General features: G+C 40.2%; 7 protein-coding genes and 1 tRNA gene. All 8 read right to left on the minus strand.

The window, feature by feature from the left end; all coding sequences use genetic code 11:
- Nucleotides 1-74: 74 nt before the first annotated feature.
- Nucleotides 75-6,122: an autotransporter outer membrane beta-barrel domain-containing protein gene (locus H3U73_RS02170; RefSeq protein ID WP_198190326.1), complete on the minus strand. Its 6,048-nt coding sequence runs from the start codon at nucleotides 6,120-6,122 to the stop codon at nucleotides 75-77.
- A gap of 971 nt (nucleotides 6,123-7,093) precedes the next feature.
- Nucleotides 7,094-7,169, minus strand: a tRNA-Ile gene (locus H3U73_RS02175).
- Between the two features lie 101 nt (nucleotides 7,170-7,270).
- Nucleotides 7,271-9,226, minus strand: coding sequence for an RNA polymerase sigma factor RpoD (gene rpoD / locus H3U73_RS02180; RefSeq protein WP_084547389.1), 1,956 nt, complete (start codon nucleotides 9,224-9,226; stop codon nucleotides 7,271-7,273).
- Nucleotides 9,227-9,286: 60 nt separating this feature from the next.
- Complete coding sequence (gene dnaG / locus H3U73_RS02185) at nucleotides 9,287-11,071, minus strand: DNA primase (protein ID WP_084550883.1); 1,785 nt, start codon at nucleotides 11,069-11,071, stop codon at nucleotides 9,287-9,289.
- Nucleotides 11,072-11,153: 82 nt separating this feature from the next.
- The gene (locus tag H3U73_RS02190; protein ID WP_084550885.1) at nucleotides 11,154-11,597 is read right to left on the minus strand and encodes a GatB/YqeY domain-containing protein; all 444 of its coding nucleotides are present in this window, start codon (nucleotides 11,595-11,597) and stop codon (nucleotides 11,154-11,156) included.
- 173 nt (nucleotides 11,598-11,770) lie between these two features.
- Nucleotides 11,771-11,983 carry a 30S ribosomal protein S21 gene (gene rpsU / locus H3U73_RS02195; RefSeq protein ID WP_025331051.1) on the minus strand — a complete coding sequence of 71 codons (213 nt, stop codon included), beginning with the start codon at nucleotides 11,981-11,983 and terminating at the stop codon, nucleotides 11,771-11,773.
- 276 nt (nucleotides 11,984-12,259) lie between these two features.
- Entirely contained in the window at nucleotides 12,260-14,788 is a 2,529-nt protein-coding gene (locus H3U73_RS02200; protein ID WP_232336190.1) for a bifunctional (p)ppGpp synthetase/guanosine-3',5'-bis(diphosphate) 3'-pyrophosphohydrolase, read from the minus strand.
- A gap of 15 nt (nucleotides 14,789-14,803) precedes the next feature.
- A complete protein-coding gene (gene rpoZ, locus H3U73_RS02205) occupies nucleotides 14,804-15,007 on the minus strand; it encodes a DNA-directed RNA polymerase subunit omega (RefSeq protein WP_025331049.1) in 204 nt (67 codons plus the stop codon).
- Nucleotides 15,008-15,054: the final 47 nt, after the last annotated feature.

The raw sequence follows: 15,054 nt of genomic DNA on the forward strand, positions 1-15,054 counted from the left end.
AAACAGGGCACAGCATTAAATGCTGTGCCCTGCAGAAAGCAGCAGTAACCATATGGCTACTGCCGGATAATGCATTATAACCAGGTATATTTATAACCCATAGTACCTTTAAAGCCTTTGCGTTTATCACTGCCAAAATTTTTCTCGTAACGGATATCGCTGTAGAAATTACTTTGACGGGTGATTGGCAACTGAATACCCAGACCGACTTCGCCCCAGGTTTTGGCATAATCTTCTTTTAGTTTGTCACGACCAATATCAACTGATTTGGGATTAACGAAATCATGCCAGATATTCGCAATGCCATAGAAAGAGGATGACGGCAGGTTATCACGGGTATCACCATTATAGCCGAAACGCATACCTACACGACCGCGCAGTGCAGACGGATCATGCTGGTCAACATGGCGGATTCTGTCATTAAAATCATCCAGAGACAGATACTGGTATACCAGCTGAGCCTGCGGCTCTACGAACCAGTTATTTCCATATACAATAAATGATTTACCTGTTTCAGCTGATAAAGCTGCGCCCCAGCCGTTCTGATGTACAGATTCGTTCGAACGGGCATTGTATTTATTGCGCAGATAAGTTACCTGACCAACAAGATCTACATAACCGCCATTATTGCCGTAGAAGGTACCATAACCACCAACACTTACTGCATCAGTACGGCCTTTGCCCGTGTAATGGTCATCAACGATGTAACCATTCTTAGCTCGGTACTGATCGCGGAAATCATTTTCATTATGGCCATAAGCTACATAGCCGCCAATATGCCGCCGTATTCCGGTTTTCTCATTTTCATCCAGAATAAAATCATGACCAATCTGTAATACAGATTGATTACCGGCGGTATTCAAACGTTTTTTACCATCTTTATCCAGATGTTTAACCAGAACTCTGCCCCATGTCTGCTGCTGATCACTACCAAGAGCAGTATTATTCGAACCAGTGATATTGTAAGTCTGGTTTTCCCCGCGCCGCTCATGTAATGTGCCAATCGTGGTAAAGCCAAGTTCCATATCTGCTGTAGGCATCTGCACATAACCGGAAACCGGTTCTGCATAAATTGGTACTTCTGTTATAGGTGGTGCTGGCAAAATAGGCTTATCAGGAGCAGTAGGTTCGGAAATATTAGGATCAGTAGGTCCAGACACATTAGGATCAGTAGGTTCGGAAATATTAGGATCAGTAGGTCCAGACACACTAGGATTAGTTGGTTCAGGTGTTTTATTTTGTGCAGTTAATGTCCATGCATAATCAGTTCCTGAAGTAGTATCTATTTTTTTAAGCTGAGCTTCACCGGCATTGGTAGTCGGAGCGGAACCGGTAAAATCATTGCCGCTACTCTTACCGGCTACATGCACCACAACTGCAGAATGAATAGGTATCTCTTTCAGGGTCACATCGCCATAGATACCGTTTAATGTCTGCACTGTTGTAGCGGCACCGTCTACATCGCCATGAATATCAACGCGGTCGCTATAAGAAGTGCCATCCTTATTCCATACAGTATTAACACGCATCAGACCGCCACCGGTATAGTTACCATTAACAGTGATAGTATGGTACTGGTCTTTGTCACCGGCATTAACTTCAGATACTTTCGGAAATATAATTGTCCCGGTAGTGTTTTGCAGCTTTGTTAATACAGAGTTTCCGGTATTGTTCCAGATACCCTGATTATCCAGATTTATTTTTCCTGAATCGGAATTGTCTGTTATACCGGTAAAGTTTTTGGTATTTAAGGCAGAAATAAATCCTGTGTTAGCATTAATCAGATTACCTTCGAATTCCTGTGTATTGATAAATTCAATTCTACCTGTACTGCTTTTAGTATTGGTTATATCCGTTTTCATAATACCGTTATTGGTTATACCAATAGTACCATCACTGGCATTGCTGATTGGTCTGTTCAAAGTTTTATTATTGATAATGGTAATCGTGCCATTACCAGTATTCTGAATTTGCCTCAGACTAGTATCGTTAATTCTTACACTGGTATTATTAACTACACTAGCATCTACATCACCATTGTTAGTAAATGTAATTGATCCGGAACCATCATTCTTAATATTGCCGTTTAATACAGCTTTATCTTGATTCTTAATGCTGATATTACCAGCACCACTATTAGTAATATTACCATTAATAAAGCTGTCTTTATTGTTTTCAATATTAATAGCACCAGCCCCTCCATTAAGAATAGCGCTAGCTATCTCACCATCATTGTTCAAGGTGATAGTACCGGCATTGTTATTAGTAATCTCACCGGTAATACGGCCAATACGGCTTATTATAGAACTGGTATCTTTGGTATTTTTAATATGGATATCGCCTGTTCCCTCATTTTTGATAGAGCCGTTTAACTCCTTATTGTTGGTGATCTCAATATTATAGCCATCAGTACGCTTATCACCGGTATTGGTGATAGTGCTGTTTAAGGTTGTGTCATTAGTAATACTAATATTACCAGTATTCTGATTGGTAATAGAGCCGTCAAAGTTCTTTCCTCTATTGGTAATATCAATGGTACCAGTATTCTGATTGGTAATGGAGCCTTTAAAGGTATTTCCATTATTGTAAATATCAATGAAGCCGGTACCAGTTGCATCATTATCATTATCAATGTTACCTAGAAAATCGCCGTCATTATCATTCTTAATGTTAATACTACCACCGGAATTAGTAATTTTTAGAAAGGTATCAGCTTCACCATCTTGACCAGTTTTACCAACCTTACCGCTGTTTTCGATAGTAACCCGGCCGTGATTTTTGTTAGTAATATCGCCCTCAATAGTAGAACTGTATGCCCTGTTGTTAATAGTAATATCACCATTATCATTGGTAATATGGCTATTAATTTTAGTATTTTCTTCATTGTTGTTAACAGTAATCTTACCTGTATTAAAACCATTGTTATTATAAATATTGCCGGTAAAAGAAGAGCCTTCTTTATTGTTGTTAACAACAATACTACCATTGAGATTTTCAATATTGCTCTTTAACTCTTTATTGTTATCAATCCAGATATTATCAATCCAGTTGTTATCAACCACTCTTTGAGTACCGGTATTAGTGATAGAGCCATTAATGGTACCGTCATTGGTTATAGAGATCCTGCCTGTACCATTATTTTCGATATAACCGCCAAAGGTACCAAAGGTATTGTTATCGATGATATTGTTGGTTAAAGAGATACTGCCTGTACCCTTATTTTTGATATAGCCGCCAATGGTACCGGTATTGGTAATCTTAATAGCACCAGTATTCTGATTAGTAATAGTACTATTAACAGTACCCGCCTCCTTATTATCCAGAGCAATAGTACCATTGCCATCATTATTAATAGTGCTGTTTAAATCATTATTGTTTTCAATCAATATATTAGCAGTAGTATCATTTATTTGATCACCGGTATTTGTGATAGAACCGCCAAGGGTACCTTTATCGTTATTGATAATATGAATAGTACCGGCATTACCAGTATTTGTGATAGAGCCGCCAAGGTTACCGTTATCGTTATTGGTAATATTAATAGCACCAGTATTCCGATTAGTAATAGTACTATTAACAGTACCCTTATTATCCAGAGTAATTATGCCGGTACTGGTTGCATCGTTATCAATGGCACTTTGAAAATCGCCGACCGCTGTATTGGTAATGTTAATCTTACCATCTTTGGAATTAGTAATTTTTTTAGAGGAATCAGTCTTACCGCTGTTATTGATAGTGATATTACCATTGTCTTTATTATTAATATCGCTGTTTAAAACACCATTGTTGGTGATATCAATATTGTTGGCGGCGACAGTACTTGCATTACCGGTATTGGTGATAGAGCCACTAATGGTACCATCATTGGTAATCTTAATAGCACCAGTATTCTCATTGGTAATTTCACTATTAACATTACCGTCCTTGTTATTGGTAATGTCAATCTTACCAGCATTGGAATTAGTAATTTTAGAGGAATTAGCCTTACCGCTGTTATTAATAGCGATATTACCATCCTTAGCATTAGTAATATTACCGTTTATAACAGAGCTGGCTGTATTATTGTTAACAACAATACTACCATTGCCTTCATTATTAATATTGCCGTTTAAATTTTTCTTGTTATCAATAAATATATTAGCAGGAATCTCTGCATTGGGATCATTTACTTTTATTTCATCACCGGTATTTGTGATAGAGCCATTAAGGGTACCGTTATCGTTATTGGTAATGCTAATGGTACCAGTATTTGTATTAAGAATATCGTTGTCTATAGTACCGGTATTAGTAATATTTATCAAACCTGTACCGGAATTTTCAATCTTTTTCGGCGGGGTATTATCGGAAATTTCAGTCTTGCTCTGGGTATTATCGGAATTTTCAATCTTTTTCTTCTTGATATCACCGCTGTTCTTGATAATAACTTTACCGTTATCTTTATTAAGAATATCGCTGTCTATAGTACCGGTATCCGTATTAGTAATATCTATCAAACCTGTACCGGAATTTTCAATCTTGTTCGGTTCAGTATTGCTCTGGGTATTATCAGAAGTTTCAGTCTTGCTCTGGGTATTATCGGAATTTTCAATCTTTTTCTTCTTGTTCTTCTTGATATCACCGCTGTTATTGATAATAACTGTACCGTTATCTATGTTAGTAATATTACCGGCAATAGTACCATCGTTATCAACATTGATAATACCATTTTTATTATTTTTTAAAACTGAATTTTTATCAGATTCAGCTGAATTTTTATCAGATTCAGAAATTAATTTCCCAGAATTAGTTACTTTTAATATTCCAGATGAATTATGAACAATTGTATCAGCGTGACTCGTTGTAGTCCCGCCTGCGTTGTTTGTAAAAGTTGCTTCTTCACCTGATTCTAAATCAGTAGCAATTACAGTATTGTCACCACCATTTACCGTTAGAGTACCATTATTTATAAAATTTCCTTCTTTTCCAATGATTACTCCTGCAGCACCTTTAAAGTTTTCTTCATCATTATCTTTAATGTTAATATCAGCTCCACCGTTAGCTTTATAAGTTCCGTCTGTAATAGAAATAGCAGAGACTTTTTCAGGGTCATCGATAAAGTCTGGATCGACATGAGTGTTAATGGTGGTTTTACCTGTGACTTCTATTTTTCCGCCTTCAATCTTAATCGTAGAATTTCCCTCAGGAATATTTCCGGATGTAATGTTTAAATCATTTTTAACAGTTATAGATGATGCTTCTGATGTTTGATGAATTGCATAATTTTTATCTCCCTGAGTTATAGTTATGTTATTGGCTTCAATTTCACCACCGTCTGTATTTTCTATTGATGCGTTTCCTTTATTACCCTTCGAAGTAATATTAATGTCTCCTGTAAGCTTTATCTTACTATTATCTTTATTTTGTATACCATCATTACTGAAATTTGCATCCGAAGCAATCGTAATATTATTAGCAGTTATCTCACTGTTATCTTTATTTATTATACCGTTATTGAAACCTGCTTTCGAAGTAATATTAATGTCTCCTGTAACCCCTATCACACTATTTTCTATATTTTGTATACCGTTATTGAAACCTGATTGACTACTATCATCAAGTTTCAGATTGTTTCCTACACTTAATTTAGACTTTCCCGAATTCACGATAGTATCCGCTGTGCTCCCCTTATTATATGCTGTCAGATCTTGTGTAATTGTTACTGTTGAACCGCCTGCAATAGCTAAAGCATTAGTACCTGCTGAATTAAATTTATTTGTAGTCGTTATATTTGTAGCATTCAGTTTAGATCCATCTACATTAATTACTTTTTTGACTTTAGTTGACCCAATGACATTAATATCTCCACCCGTTAAATCAGCGTTAGCTGATCCAGAAATTTCAGCATAAGGTTTGCCGTCTGGTAACGGAGGTAACGAACATGTAGTTCCTGAAACTACAACACTTCCTGAGTTATTGTCACAGGGAACAATATCATCAGCATATGAGCCTAAACTGGTTAAAGCAAGGGCAACAGCTGCAGCAATTTTGACACAGTTATTTTTAGTTTTACCACGTACCAGTTCCGAGCAGGCTACCCATGTCTGTGTTGCTTCACTCCATTTGGATTTATAAATGTTATTCATCAGTTTTCCTTGATTATGCAGGTATTTAAAAATATACAATAGCTATAAATTTACAAATTTGTTTTATTTGCACGTTAATTGCTAATTAACAAATAAAAATAATCCTATACAAAATAATTATAGAAGATATGTTATATCCTATTTAAATAAGGTTAACTTTATGATAACAACATTAGCAGATAGCAGTTCCGGAAAGTTGATCAAAATATTTTAGAAAAATAAGTGTTTTCATAAAAATACAAAGCAAATATGCTATATGATATTCTGATGTGTAAAGAAGCAGGTTTTATATTTCATAAACTAATATTTTCCAGAATGATAACGCTGGATGTTACGGGTAGGATTATAAATGTTAATAAAAGTTTTTGTTATTTATTAGTTTTTGTGTTTTATGATTAACTAATATTACCGGTTTTAAAGCCAGTACTGACGTGAGATTTATGGATAATTAAAAAAAATATAAAAATCAGAAATAAGTGTATTAATTGTGCAACTATATGCATGTAAAAAGGATTTTATTCTAATATTTATTATTTTTATGCATATTTTTAAAATATGATTAGTTCATTTGCCAAAGCTAAATACTGAGAAATGAGACTGTTATACAGAATAATTAACCAACGGCTTTTTTATGATAATTAAATGTTAAATGAAAGTTACTGTTTTAGTGTAAATGTATCATCCGGCCTGAAATACATTCAGCTATACAGATGATAAAAAGCATAATTAAATAATTATTTAGTAGCTATAGTTTAAAATATTGTTTGCAGAATATTATAAATATAATTTTTAGCTCAGGGTTTTTACAAAGTGTGTTTTCAGTGAGTATTGAATGAAAATTTGTGCCTGTATAATAAAAATTATAGTATTTATTATTTATGCAGATTATTTTAATAAGCAATAAAAAAGCCGCTAAAAGCGGCTTTTTTGATAAAAACTCTGTTTTCTGATACAGGATTTTATGGGTTATCTGGTGGGTCCAGTGGGGTTCGAACCCACGACCAAGGGATTATGAGTCCCCTGCTCTAACCCCTGAGCTACAGACCCGTAAGCTGCGTATTGTAACCAATACGGATGGGTGTTGCAAGGTTTTACATAAAAAATCATCCGCTCCTGGCGGATGATTCTGGTTTTAAACTAAAAAATGTTTATTGTTTGTTTTCGTCACTATCAAGAAAGCTTTTCAGCCGGTCAGAGCGGGTAGGGTGGCGCAGTTTGCGCAGGGCTTTTGCTTCAATCTGACGAATGCGCTCACGGGTAACATCAAACTGTTTACCCACTTCCTCAAGTGTATGATCGGTATTCATGTCGATACCGAAGCGCATGCGCAGTACTTTGGCTTCGCGCGGAGTCAGGCTTTCAAGTACATCTTTGGTTACTTCGCGCAGACTGGAGTACATGGCCGCATCAGCCGGTGCGACGTTATTGGCGTCTTCGATAAAGTCGCCCAGATGAGAATCATCATCATCACCAATCGGAGTTTCCATTGAAATAGGCTCTTTGGCAATTTTCATGATTTTGCGGATTTTGTCTTCCGGCATTTCCATCAGCTCAGCCAGTTTGGCAGAATCAGCTTCTTCGCCGTTTTCCTGCAGATACTGGCGGGAGATACGGTTCATTTTGTTGATGGTTTCAATCATGTGTACCGGAATGCGAATGGTACGCGCCTGATCGGCGATAGAGCGGGTAATTGCCTGACGGATCCACCATGTGGCATAGGTGGAAAATTTATAGCCGCGGCGATATTCAAATTTATCTACGGCTTTCATCAGGCCTATGTTACCTTCCTGAATCAGGTCGAGAAATTGCAGACCGCGGTTGGTATATTTTTTGGCAATGGAAATCACCAGACGCAGGTTGGCCTGAATCATTTCCTGTTTGGCTGCGGCAGTTTCCTGCTCGCTTTTCACCATGTTTTTGTTAATCTGTTTAAGCTCATCCAGTGAGATCTGGGCAGACTGCTCCAGATTGGCCAGTTCGGTCTGTTTTTCGATGATGGCATACTGAAAACGGCGCAATGCTTCATTCCATACGCGGTTCAGGGAGAGTTCTTCATCTACCCAGCCCAGGTCGGTAGTGCGATTGGTAAAGCTTTTAATAAAATAGTCGCGTTCCATGTGGACGCGGTTCAGGGCAATATCGCGAATCTCGCGTTCAAGCTGTCTTACCTGATTAACGCGCATACGCAGATTGTCGCACAGGCTTTCAATCTGACGGGTAGCGAAACGCACCTGTAGCAGTTGTTCGGCAATTTCCTGCTGTAATTTCAGGTAATCGGCATGGTGACTGCCTTTTTCCTGTAAGGTGGCAACCATGGTATCGTACAGACTTTGAATACCATCGAAATGTTCGAGTGTTTTCTGGCGCAGTTCTTCAAGGTTGGCTGAAGCGGCCAGTGCTGCACTCTCTTCATCATTTTCTTCATCATCAACGTCTACACTGTCATCACTGTCATCAGTAATTTCGGTGTCTTCGTTTTTGGTATCCAGACCAATGCCCAGTTCATCCAGCAGCTCTTCATGCGGGTCGACAATGGCTTCGACTATTTCGTCTACTTTGATTTCATCTTTGCGCACTGCATCAATCAGAGCAAGTATTTCTGCTACTGATCCCGGACATGCGGAAATGGCCTGAATCATGTTACGCAAGGCATTTTCGATTTTTTTGGCGATGATGATTTCATCTTCACGGGTCAGCAGGTCTACCTGTCCCATTTCACGCATATACATGCGTACCGGATCGGTGGTTCGTCCGAATTCATTGTCGGCATTGGATAGTGCTGCTTCTGCTTCTGCTACTGCATCGTCGTCGGTCATGTTGGCGGTGTTGTCGCCCATGAGCAGACTTTCGGCATCAGGAGCTTCTTCTGTAACCTGAATACCCAGACCGGAGATCATCGATACAATGTTGTCAATCTGATCGGCGTCAGACATTTCGTCGGGCAGGGCATCATTGATTTCGGCGTAGGTAATATAACCACGCTCTTTACCCTGAATAATCAGCTGACGCAGGCGGGCACGCTGTTCTTCTGCGGTTAACGGGCGAGTATCATCCTGTTCCTGACTGGTATCAATAGTGGATTTCTTAGGTGTGGAGTTTGCCATATTTTACTCGATGTATTCACAACGACTTTGTCGCTGCAAGCGTTTACAATAACCGCCGGTTTATACTGACGGCATTTTGGACGGACTTAAAAGTAGCAGTAGTAACTGTTTTTCGTCGGCACTTAGTCGCTCATGCTGGAGTTTGCGCTTCAACGCATCAATCTGCTGTGTTTTAAGGTTGTCCAGTAATTTTTGCATGCCCTGTCTGAATGTGGTGCAGTCATCTTCATTGCCTGGCTGCATGACATCCGGTGAGTCCATATAATCATGAATAATCTGCCGGATAACGGGTTCAAATTCAGTATTACGCATCAGTTCCAGCACGGCACCACTGTTTAACGGGGTAACGGAGGCTTGAATACGTTCAGCCAGCGCGGCGAGGCATGCATAATCGCCGTGCAGGTCCAGATATTCTGGTAGTTCTATATATACGGCCCATTGCGGATTTATCAATAGCGCGCGTATCTGCTTTTGCACTAATGACATGACTGGCGGCTGCCGGAAAGTATTGCGGGGTAATTGATAACTTTTCTGTCTGATAGTCTGAGGTCTGGGCAGTTCCTGCCCGAGCAGTTGTGCCAGATTGTGTTCATCAATACCTACTTTCTGACTAAGTTCCTGACGCAGCAGAAAAGAAAGTGCCGGTGCTTTGATTTGCGCCAGTAAAGGACTGGCGGTTTTAATCAGCTCCGCTTTGCCTTCCTGTGTATCCATATCAATATTTTCTGTCAGTACCTGCCAGAAATAGGCTGATAATGGCAGACTCTGATTGAGTAATGCATCTTCAAATGGTTTTAATCCATAGCTGCGTACATAACTGTCAGGATCGTGTTCGGCCGGTAAGAACAGAAAGTGTAAAATTTTGTCGTCTTTTAACTGCGGTAAGGCATTTTCTAAAGCCCGCCAGGCTGCTTTTTTACCTGCGCTGTCGCCGTCAAAGCAAAAATAGATATGATCGCTTTGCCGCATCAGTAAGCGCACATGTTCGGCGGTGGTGGCTGTACCGAGTGCGGCTACTGCATAGCCCAGACCAAACTGTGCCAGGGCAACTACGTCCATATAACCTTCTACTACCAGTACACGCTGTGCTTCTTTAATGGCGGCACGTGCTTCATACAAGCCATACAGATTACGCCCTTTATCAAACAAGGGAGTTTCAGGTGAATTAAGATATTTAGGTTCGCCTGAATCCAGAATGCGCGCACCAAACCCGATAATCTGACCGCGGGTACTGCGGATTGGAAACATAATACGGTTACGGAACCGGTCGTAATGGCGGTCGTCTTTGGTAATGACCATACCGCTGTTTACCAGTGCATTGCTTGGATAGGGCTGGAATACTTTTGCCAGTGCCTGCCAGTCATCAGGTGCATAGCCCAAACCATAATGAAGAATGATTTCATCGCTCAGGCCGCGCTGCTGTAAGTAATTCTGAGCACTTGGCGAGGTTTTAAGTTGTTGCTGGTAAAAGGTGGCGGCATCAGCTGTGGTTTGTTCCAGTGTCTGCTGTTGCTGTTTAAGGGCTTTATGTGCCTGTGAGTTGTTGTTGCCAATCTGTCTGGGTACGGTCATTCCGATCCGGTCGGCCAGAAATTGCACAGCTTCCTGAAAGCTTAATCCTTGATATTCCATGATAAAGCCAATGGCTGAACCATGTACGCCGCAGCCAAAGCAATGATAAAACTGTTTGCTGGGGCTGACAGAAAAGGAAGGAGATTTTTCTTTGTGAAAAGGGCAGCAGGCCATGTAGTTGGCACCGCTTTTTTTTAACGGTACAAACTCTTCGATTACATCGACGACATCAATTTTATTTAATAATTCGTCAATAAATTCACTGGGAATCATTCCAACTATGCCTGCTATCTTCAATATGAAAAATTGGAAAACGGTCTTTCTGATCTGCTGTTATGGTTAATGCAGATAACTTTTAGTTTAAAAGCTGTTTGATTTTTTTGCTGACTTCACTCATGTCAGCTTTACCGGCCAGTGTTTTTTTCAGTACACCCATAACTTTACCCATATCACTTGGCTGCGCAGCGCCTGTGCTGGTTATGGCTTCTTTAATTGCTGCGTCAATTTCAGCTTCGTCGAGCATTTTGGGCAGATAATTCTGCAGCAAATCGATTTCTGACTGTTCTTTTTCTGCCAGATCAGTTCTGTCAGCCTCGGTATACATGCGTACAGACTCTTTGCGCTGTTTAACCATTTTGCTGATAATAGCTGTGAAGCGTGTATCGTCTACTTCGATTCGTTCATCTACTTCGATCTGTTTTATTGCAGCCAGTGCCATTCGAATGGTGGACAGGGTAGCTGAATCATGATTGCGCAAGGCAGTTTTCATATCTTCTTGCAGTTGTTGTTTCAGGCTCATAATAATGCTCGCAATAAATAAAAATTAAATTAGTTTAGTATGATACTGCTAAAATTGCGGTGCTTCAGATAGTTATTTCTGTAAAATGCAAATACCGCAAGCAATAGCCTGCGGTATTGTTTTCAATTGTATTTATTTCCGGTTACCAGAAAATGATAAACCGGAGCTACCAATTAATAGAATTTTGGTGGCAATTGCTGGCTGCGCAAGCGTTTCTGTAAACGTTTTACGGCTGCTGCTTTTTTACGCTTACGTTCAGTAGTTGGTTTTTCGTAAGCTTCACGAGCACGCAGTTCGGTCATTAGACCGGTTTTTTCAACAGAGCGTTTAAAGCGACGCATCGCAACTTCAAAGGGTTCATTTTCTTTTACACGTACAGAAGGCATGTTTTTTCCTGAATAAATGAGTTCTGATGCTGATTACTATTAATCAGCTAAATATTTAAATGTTGCCACTTAGGGCCAGGGCGGTGTTTACGGTACCGCATAACCGTTTACAACATCACCTCCTAAGGTGTAAATAATGGCTATATCTGTAATAAACAAAGTAATAACAGACATAGGTTTATTTTAAAAATAAGGCAGAATTATGTCTGATTAAATATGGTTCGTCAAGATGATATTTAACGGATATATATATGAATATTTATCAGGAAAGATTGTTCAGACGCGGTTTACGCGGCGAATCTGAGGTACAGAGTGCAAATCCCGGGTAATCTGGTTCAGCTGGTCAAGATCTTTTACCTGTAAAACAAAGCGAAATTCGATAAATCCCTCAATGCCTTCAAGCTTTTTCGATGTTGTTTCAACCGACTTGATATCACCGCCATTAGAGGAAATCGCCTGAGCAATAGTGGCCAGTAAGCCATGACTATCGATTGCATTCAGACACAGTGTTGTTTGATAGTTGCTTGCCTGCATAATATCCCAGTTAGCATCAAGCTGAAGCTCAGGATCTGTTTTCAGAATGGTATTGCAGGTATCACGATGGATGATGATTCCCTGATCTTTGATTAATAAGGCTTTAATAGTATCACCGGGAATAGGGTGGCAGCATTTAGCCAGATGAATATGGGTAGATTCATTGCCGGTAAGATTAATGGGTGCCAGTTTAATGGTGTTGTTAAAGTGTTCTCCGGCCAGCTCTGCGATGTGCATGGCTATAGAAACCGGTTGCAACAATCCCATACCAACTTCGCACAGGATATTTTCAAAGGAAGTATTTTTCTGTTGTAAATCGGCCAGATATTTATCTTTCAGGCTGTCTGAAAGTAAAACGTTTTCTGGTAACAGGCTGGAGAGTGCTTTTTGTAATAATTTCTCACCCAGACGGATAGCATCTGAGCGATTCATTTTTTTAATCTGACTGCGAATGGCGCTGCGTGCATGGCTGGAAACGGCAAAGTCAAGCCATGCCGGGGTAGGATGACCGTTGCTGGAGGTAATGATTTCTACTGTGTCACCAGTGTGCAGCCGGGTACGTAATGGCATGAGATTGTGATTAATACGTGCTGAAACAGTACGATTACCAATGCCGGTGTGGACTGCATAGGCAAAATCCACTGGTGTGGCACCTTCCGGTAAGGTAATGATTTTGCCTTTGGGGGTGAAAACGTAGACCTCGTTTGGAAATAGATCAGTTTTTACGTGTTCAAAGAATTCAATGGCGTTAGCACTATGTGCCTGAATATCAAGTATGCTTTGCAGCCATTGATTAGTACGCATCTGAGCCTGATCAAAGCTATTCTGCTCACCATCTTTGTGCATCCAGTAACTGGCTATACCCCGTTCGGCAATGGTATCCATTTCATGTGTACGAATCTGTACTTCAATTGGCAGACCATACGGACCTACCAGTATGGTATGCAGACTCTGGTAACCATTATTTTTAGGGATGGCAATATAGTCTTTAATTCTTCCCGGCTTAGGCTTGTAAAGATTATGCAACACGCCTAAAGCGGTATAGCAGGCGGGTATATTATTAACGATAACTCTGAATGCATATATATCCATTACGTCGGCAAAATGGAGATTTTTCCGGCGCATTTTTTCATATATGCTATAAAGGTTTTTTTCTCGGCCTCTTACCTGTGCCTCGATATTGGCACTAACCAGACGCTGACTGAATGCGCGCAGTACTTTTCCTACCACGTCACGCCGGTTACGCCGGGATGACTGAATAGCTTTGGCGAGTACTTCATAGCGATGCGGATACAAATGCTTGAATGCCAAGTCCTGTAATTCGCGGTAAACATGGTTTAATCCGATGCGATTGGCCAGCTGCGCATAGATTTCCATGGTTTCCTGTGCAATACGTCTTCGGCTGGCTGGTTTTTTTGCAGACAGTGTGCGCATATTGTGCAGCCGGTCTGACAGCTTGACAATGATTACCCGTACGTCCTGAGTCATTGCCATAATAAGCTTGCGGAAACTTTCAGCCTGTGCTTCCTGCTGGCTGTTATATTCCAGTTTTTCCAGTTTAGATAGACCGTCAACCATATTGGCTATGGTTTCTCCGAATACGGCTATAATTTCTTCTTTGGTGGTACCGGTATCTTCCAGTACGTCGTGTAATACACCTGCACATAAAGCCTGAATGTCTACATGCCATTCAGCCAGTTGTGTCGCCACCGCTATAGGGTGGGTAATATAGGGCAGGCCACTATTGCGAAACTGTCCCTGATGTGCAGTTGCACCGAATTCGCAGGCTTTGCCAAGTAATCGCAGATCATCTTTTCCGAGGTAGGATGCGGTGTGCAATAATTTATTCTGTGCCTCGGTAATAATGGCATGATAGCTGTTTTCTATTTGCTGCTCACAGCATTTAAGTTGTGAGGCAATATCGGTATATGCTGAGGTATTAATTTCGTTTAAAATTTTCATCCCCACCTGTCCTAATGCATGGCTTGGCAGGTGAGAATCTGAAGTACCTAAATCTTCAAAAGCAATTTTGATTAAAACGGCAGCAAGAGCCTGTACTCTGTGCAGATTTTGTGCAAGAGATGTAGTAATGGCAAAACTGCGTTCCAGTAATGCAGTTTTGCCAGTTTTGTCTGCAAGAGAATATATATAGGCGCATGCCTGTTCCAGCAATTCCCAGCGTTCCTGTTTATTCAGATATTCTGTATGCGCGAAAAGATTATCCCGCCATTGATTTACTGGTGGTTTATAAGGCATGCTGGGGGGGTACATGGCTGTTTGCCTGTATTATTTCTGCTGGTTAAGTAATTCTGTTCCGATTTGTCCGCCGGCAATTTCGCGCAAGGCAATGACAGTCGGTTTATCATGATCTTCTTCGACCAGTGCAGTAGCGCCGTTGGCAAGCTGACGGGCGCGTAAAGCAGCTATCATGGTCAGGTCAAAATGATTCGGAATACGTCCGATACAATCTTCTACAGTAATACGAGCCATAATCTGAGTTCCATTCCTGATATCAGGATAAGTAATAAAAGGTAAAT

It is taken from the genome of Snodgrassella sp. W8124 (assembly GCF_016100875.1).
Classification (GTDB): Bacteria; Pseudomonadota; Gammaproteobacteria; order Burkholderiales; family Neisseriaceae; genus Snodgrassella; species Snodgrassella alvi.

Coding starts and splice junctions, on each gene's coding strand:
- rpsU (WP_025331051.1), bottom strand. CDS start 11,983: ATGCCTTCTGTACGTGTAAAAGAAAATGAACCCTTTGAAGTTGCGATG.
- rpoD (WP_084547389.1), bottom strand. CDS start 9,226: ATGGCAAACTCCACACCTAAGAAATCCACTATTGATACCAGTCAGGAA.
- H3U73_RS02200 (WP_232336190.1), bottom strand. CDS start 14,788: ATGTACCCCCCCAGCATGCCTTATAAACCACCAGTAAATCAATGGCGG.
- rpoZ (WP_025331049.1), bottom strand. CDS start 15,007: ATGGCTCGTATTACTGTAGAAGATTGTATCGGACGTATTCCGAATCAT.
- dnaG (WP_084550883.1), bottom strand. CDS start 11,071: ATGATTCCCAGTGAATTTATTGACGAATTATTAAATAAAATTGATGTC.
- H3U73_RS02190 (WP_084550885.1), bottom strand. CDS start 11,597: ATGAGCCTGAAACAACAACTGCAAGAAGATATGAAAACTGCCTTGCGC.
- H3U73_RS02170 (WP_198190326.1), bottom strand. CDS start 6,122: ATGAATAACATTTATAAATCCAAATGGAGTGAAGCAACACAGACATGG.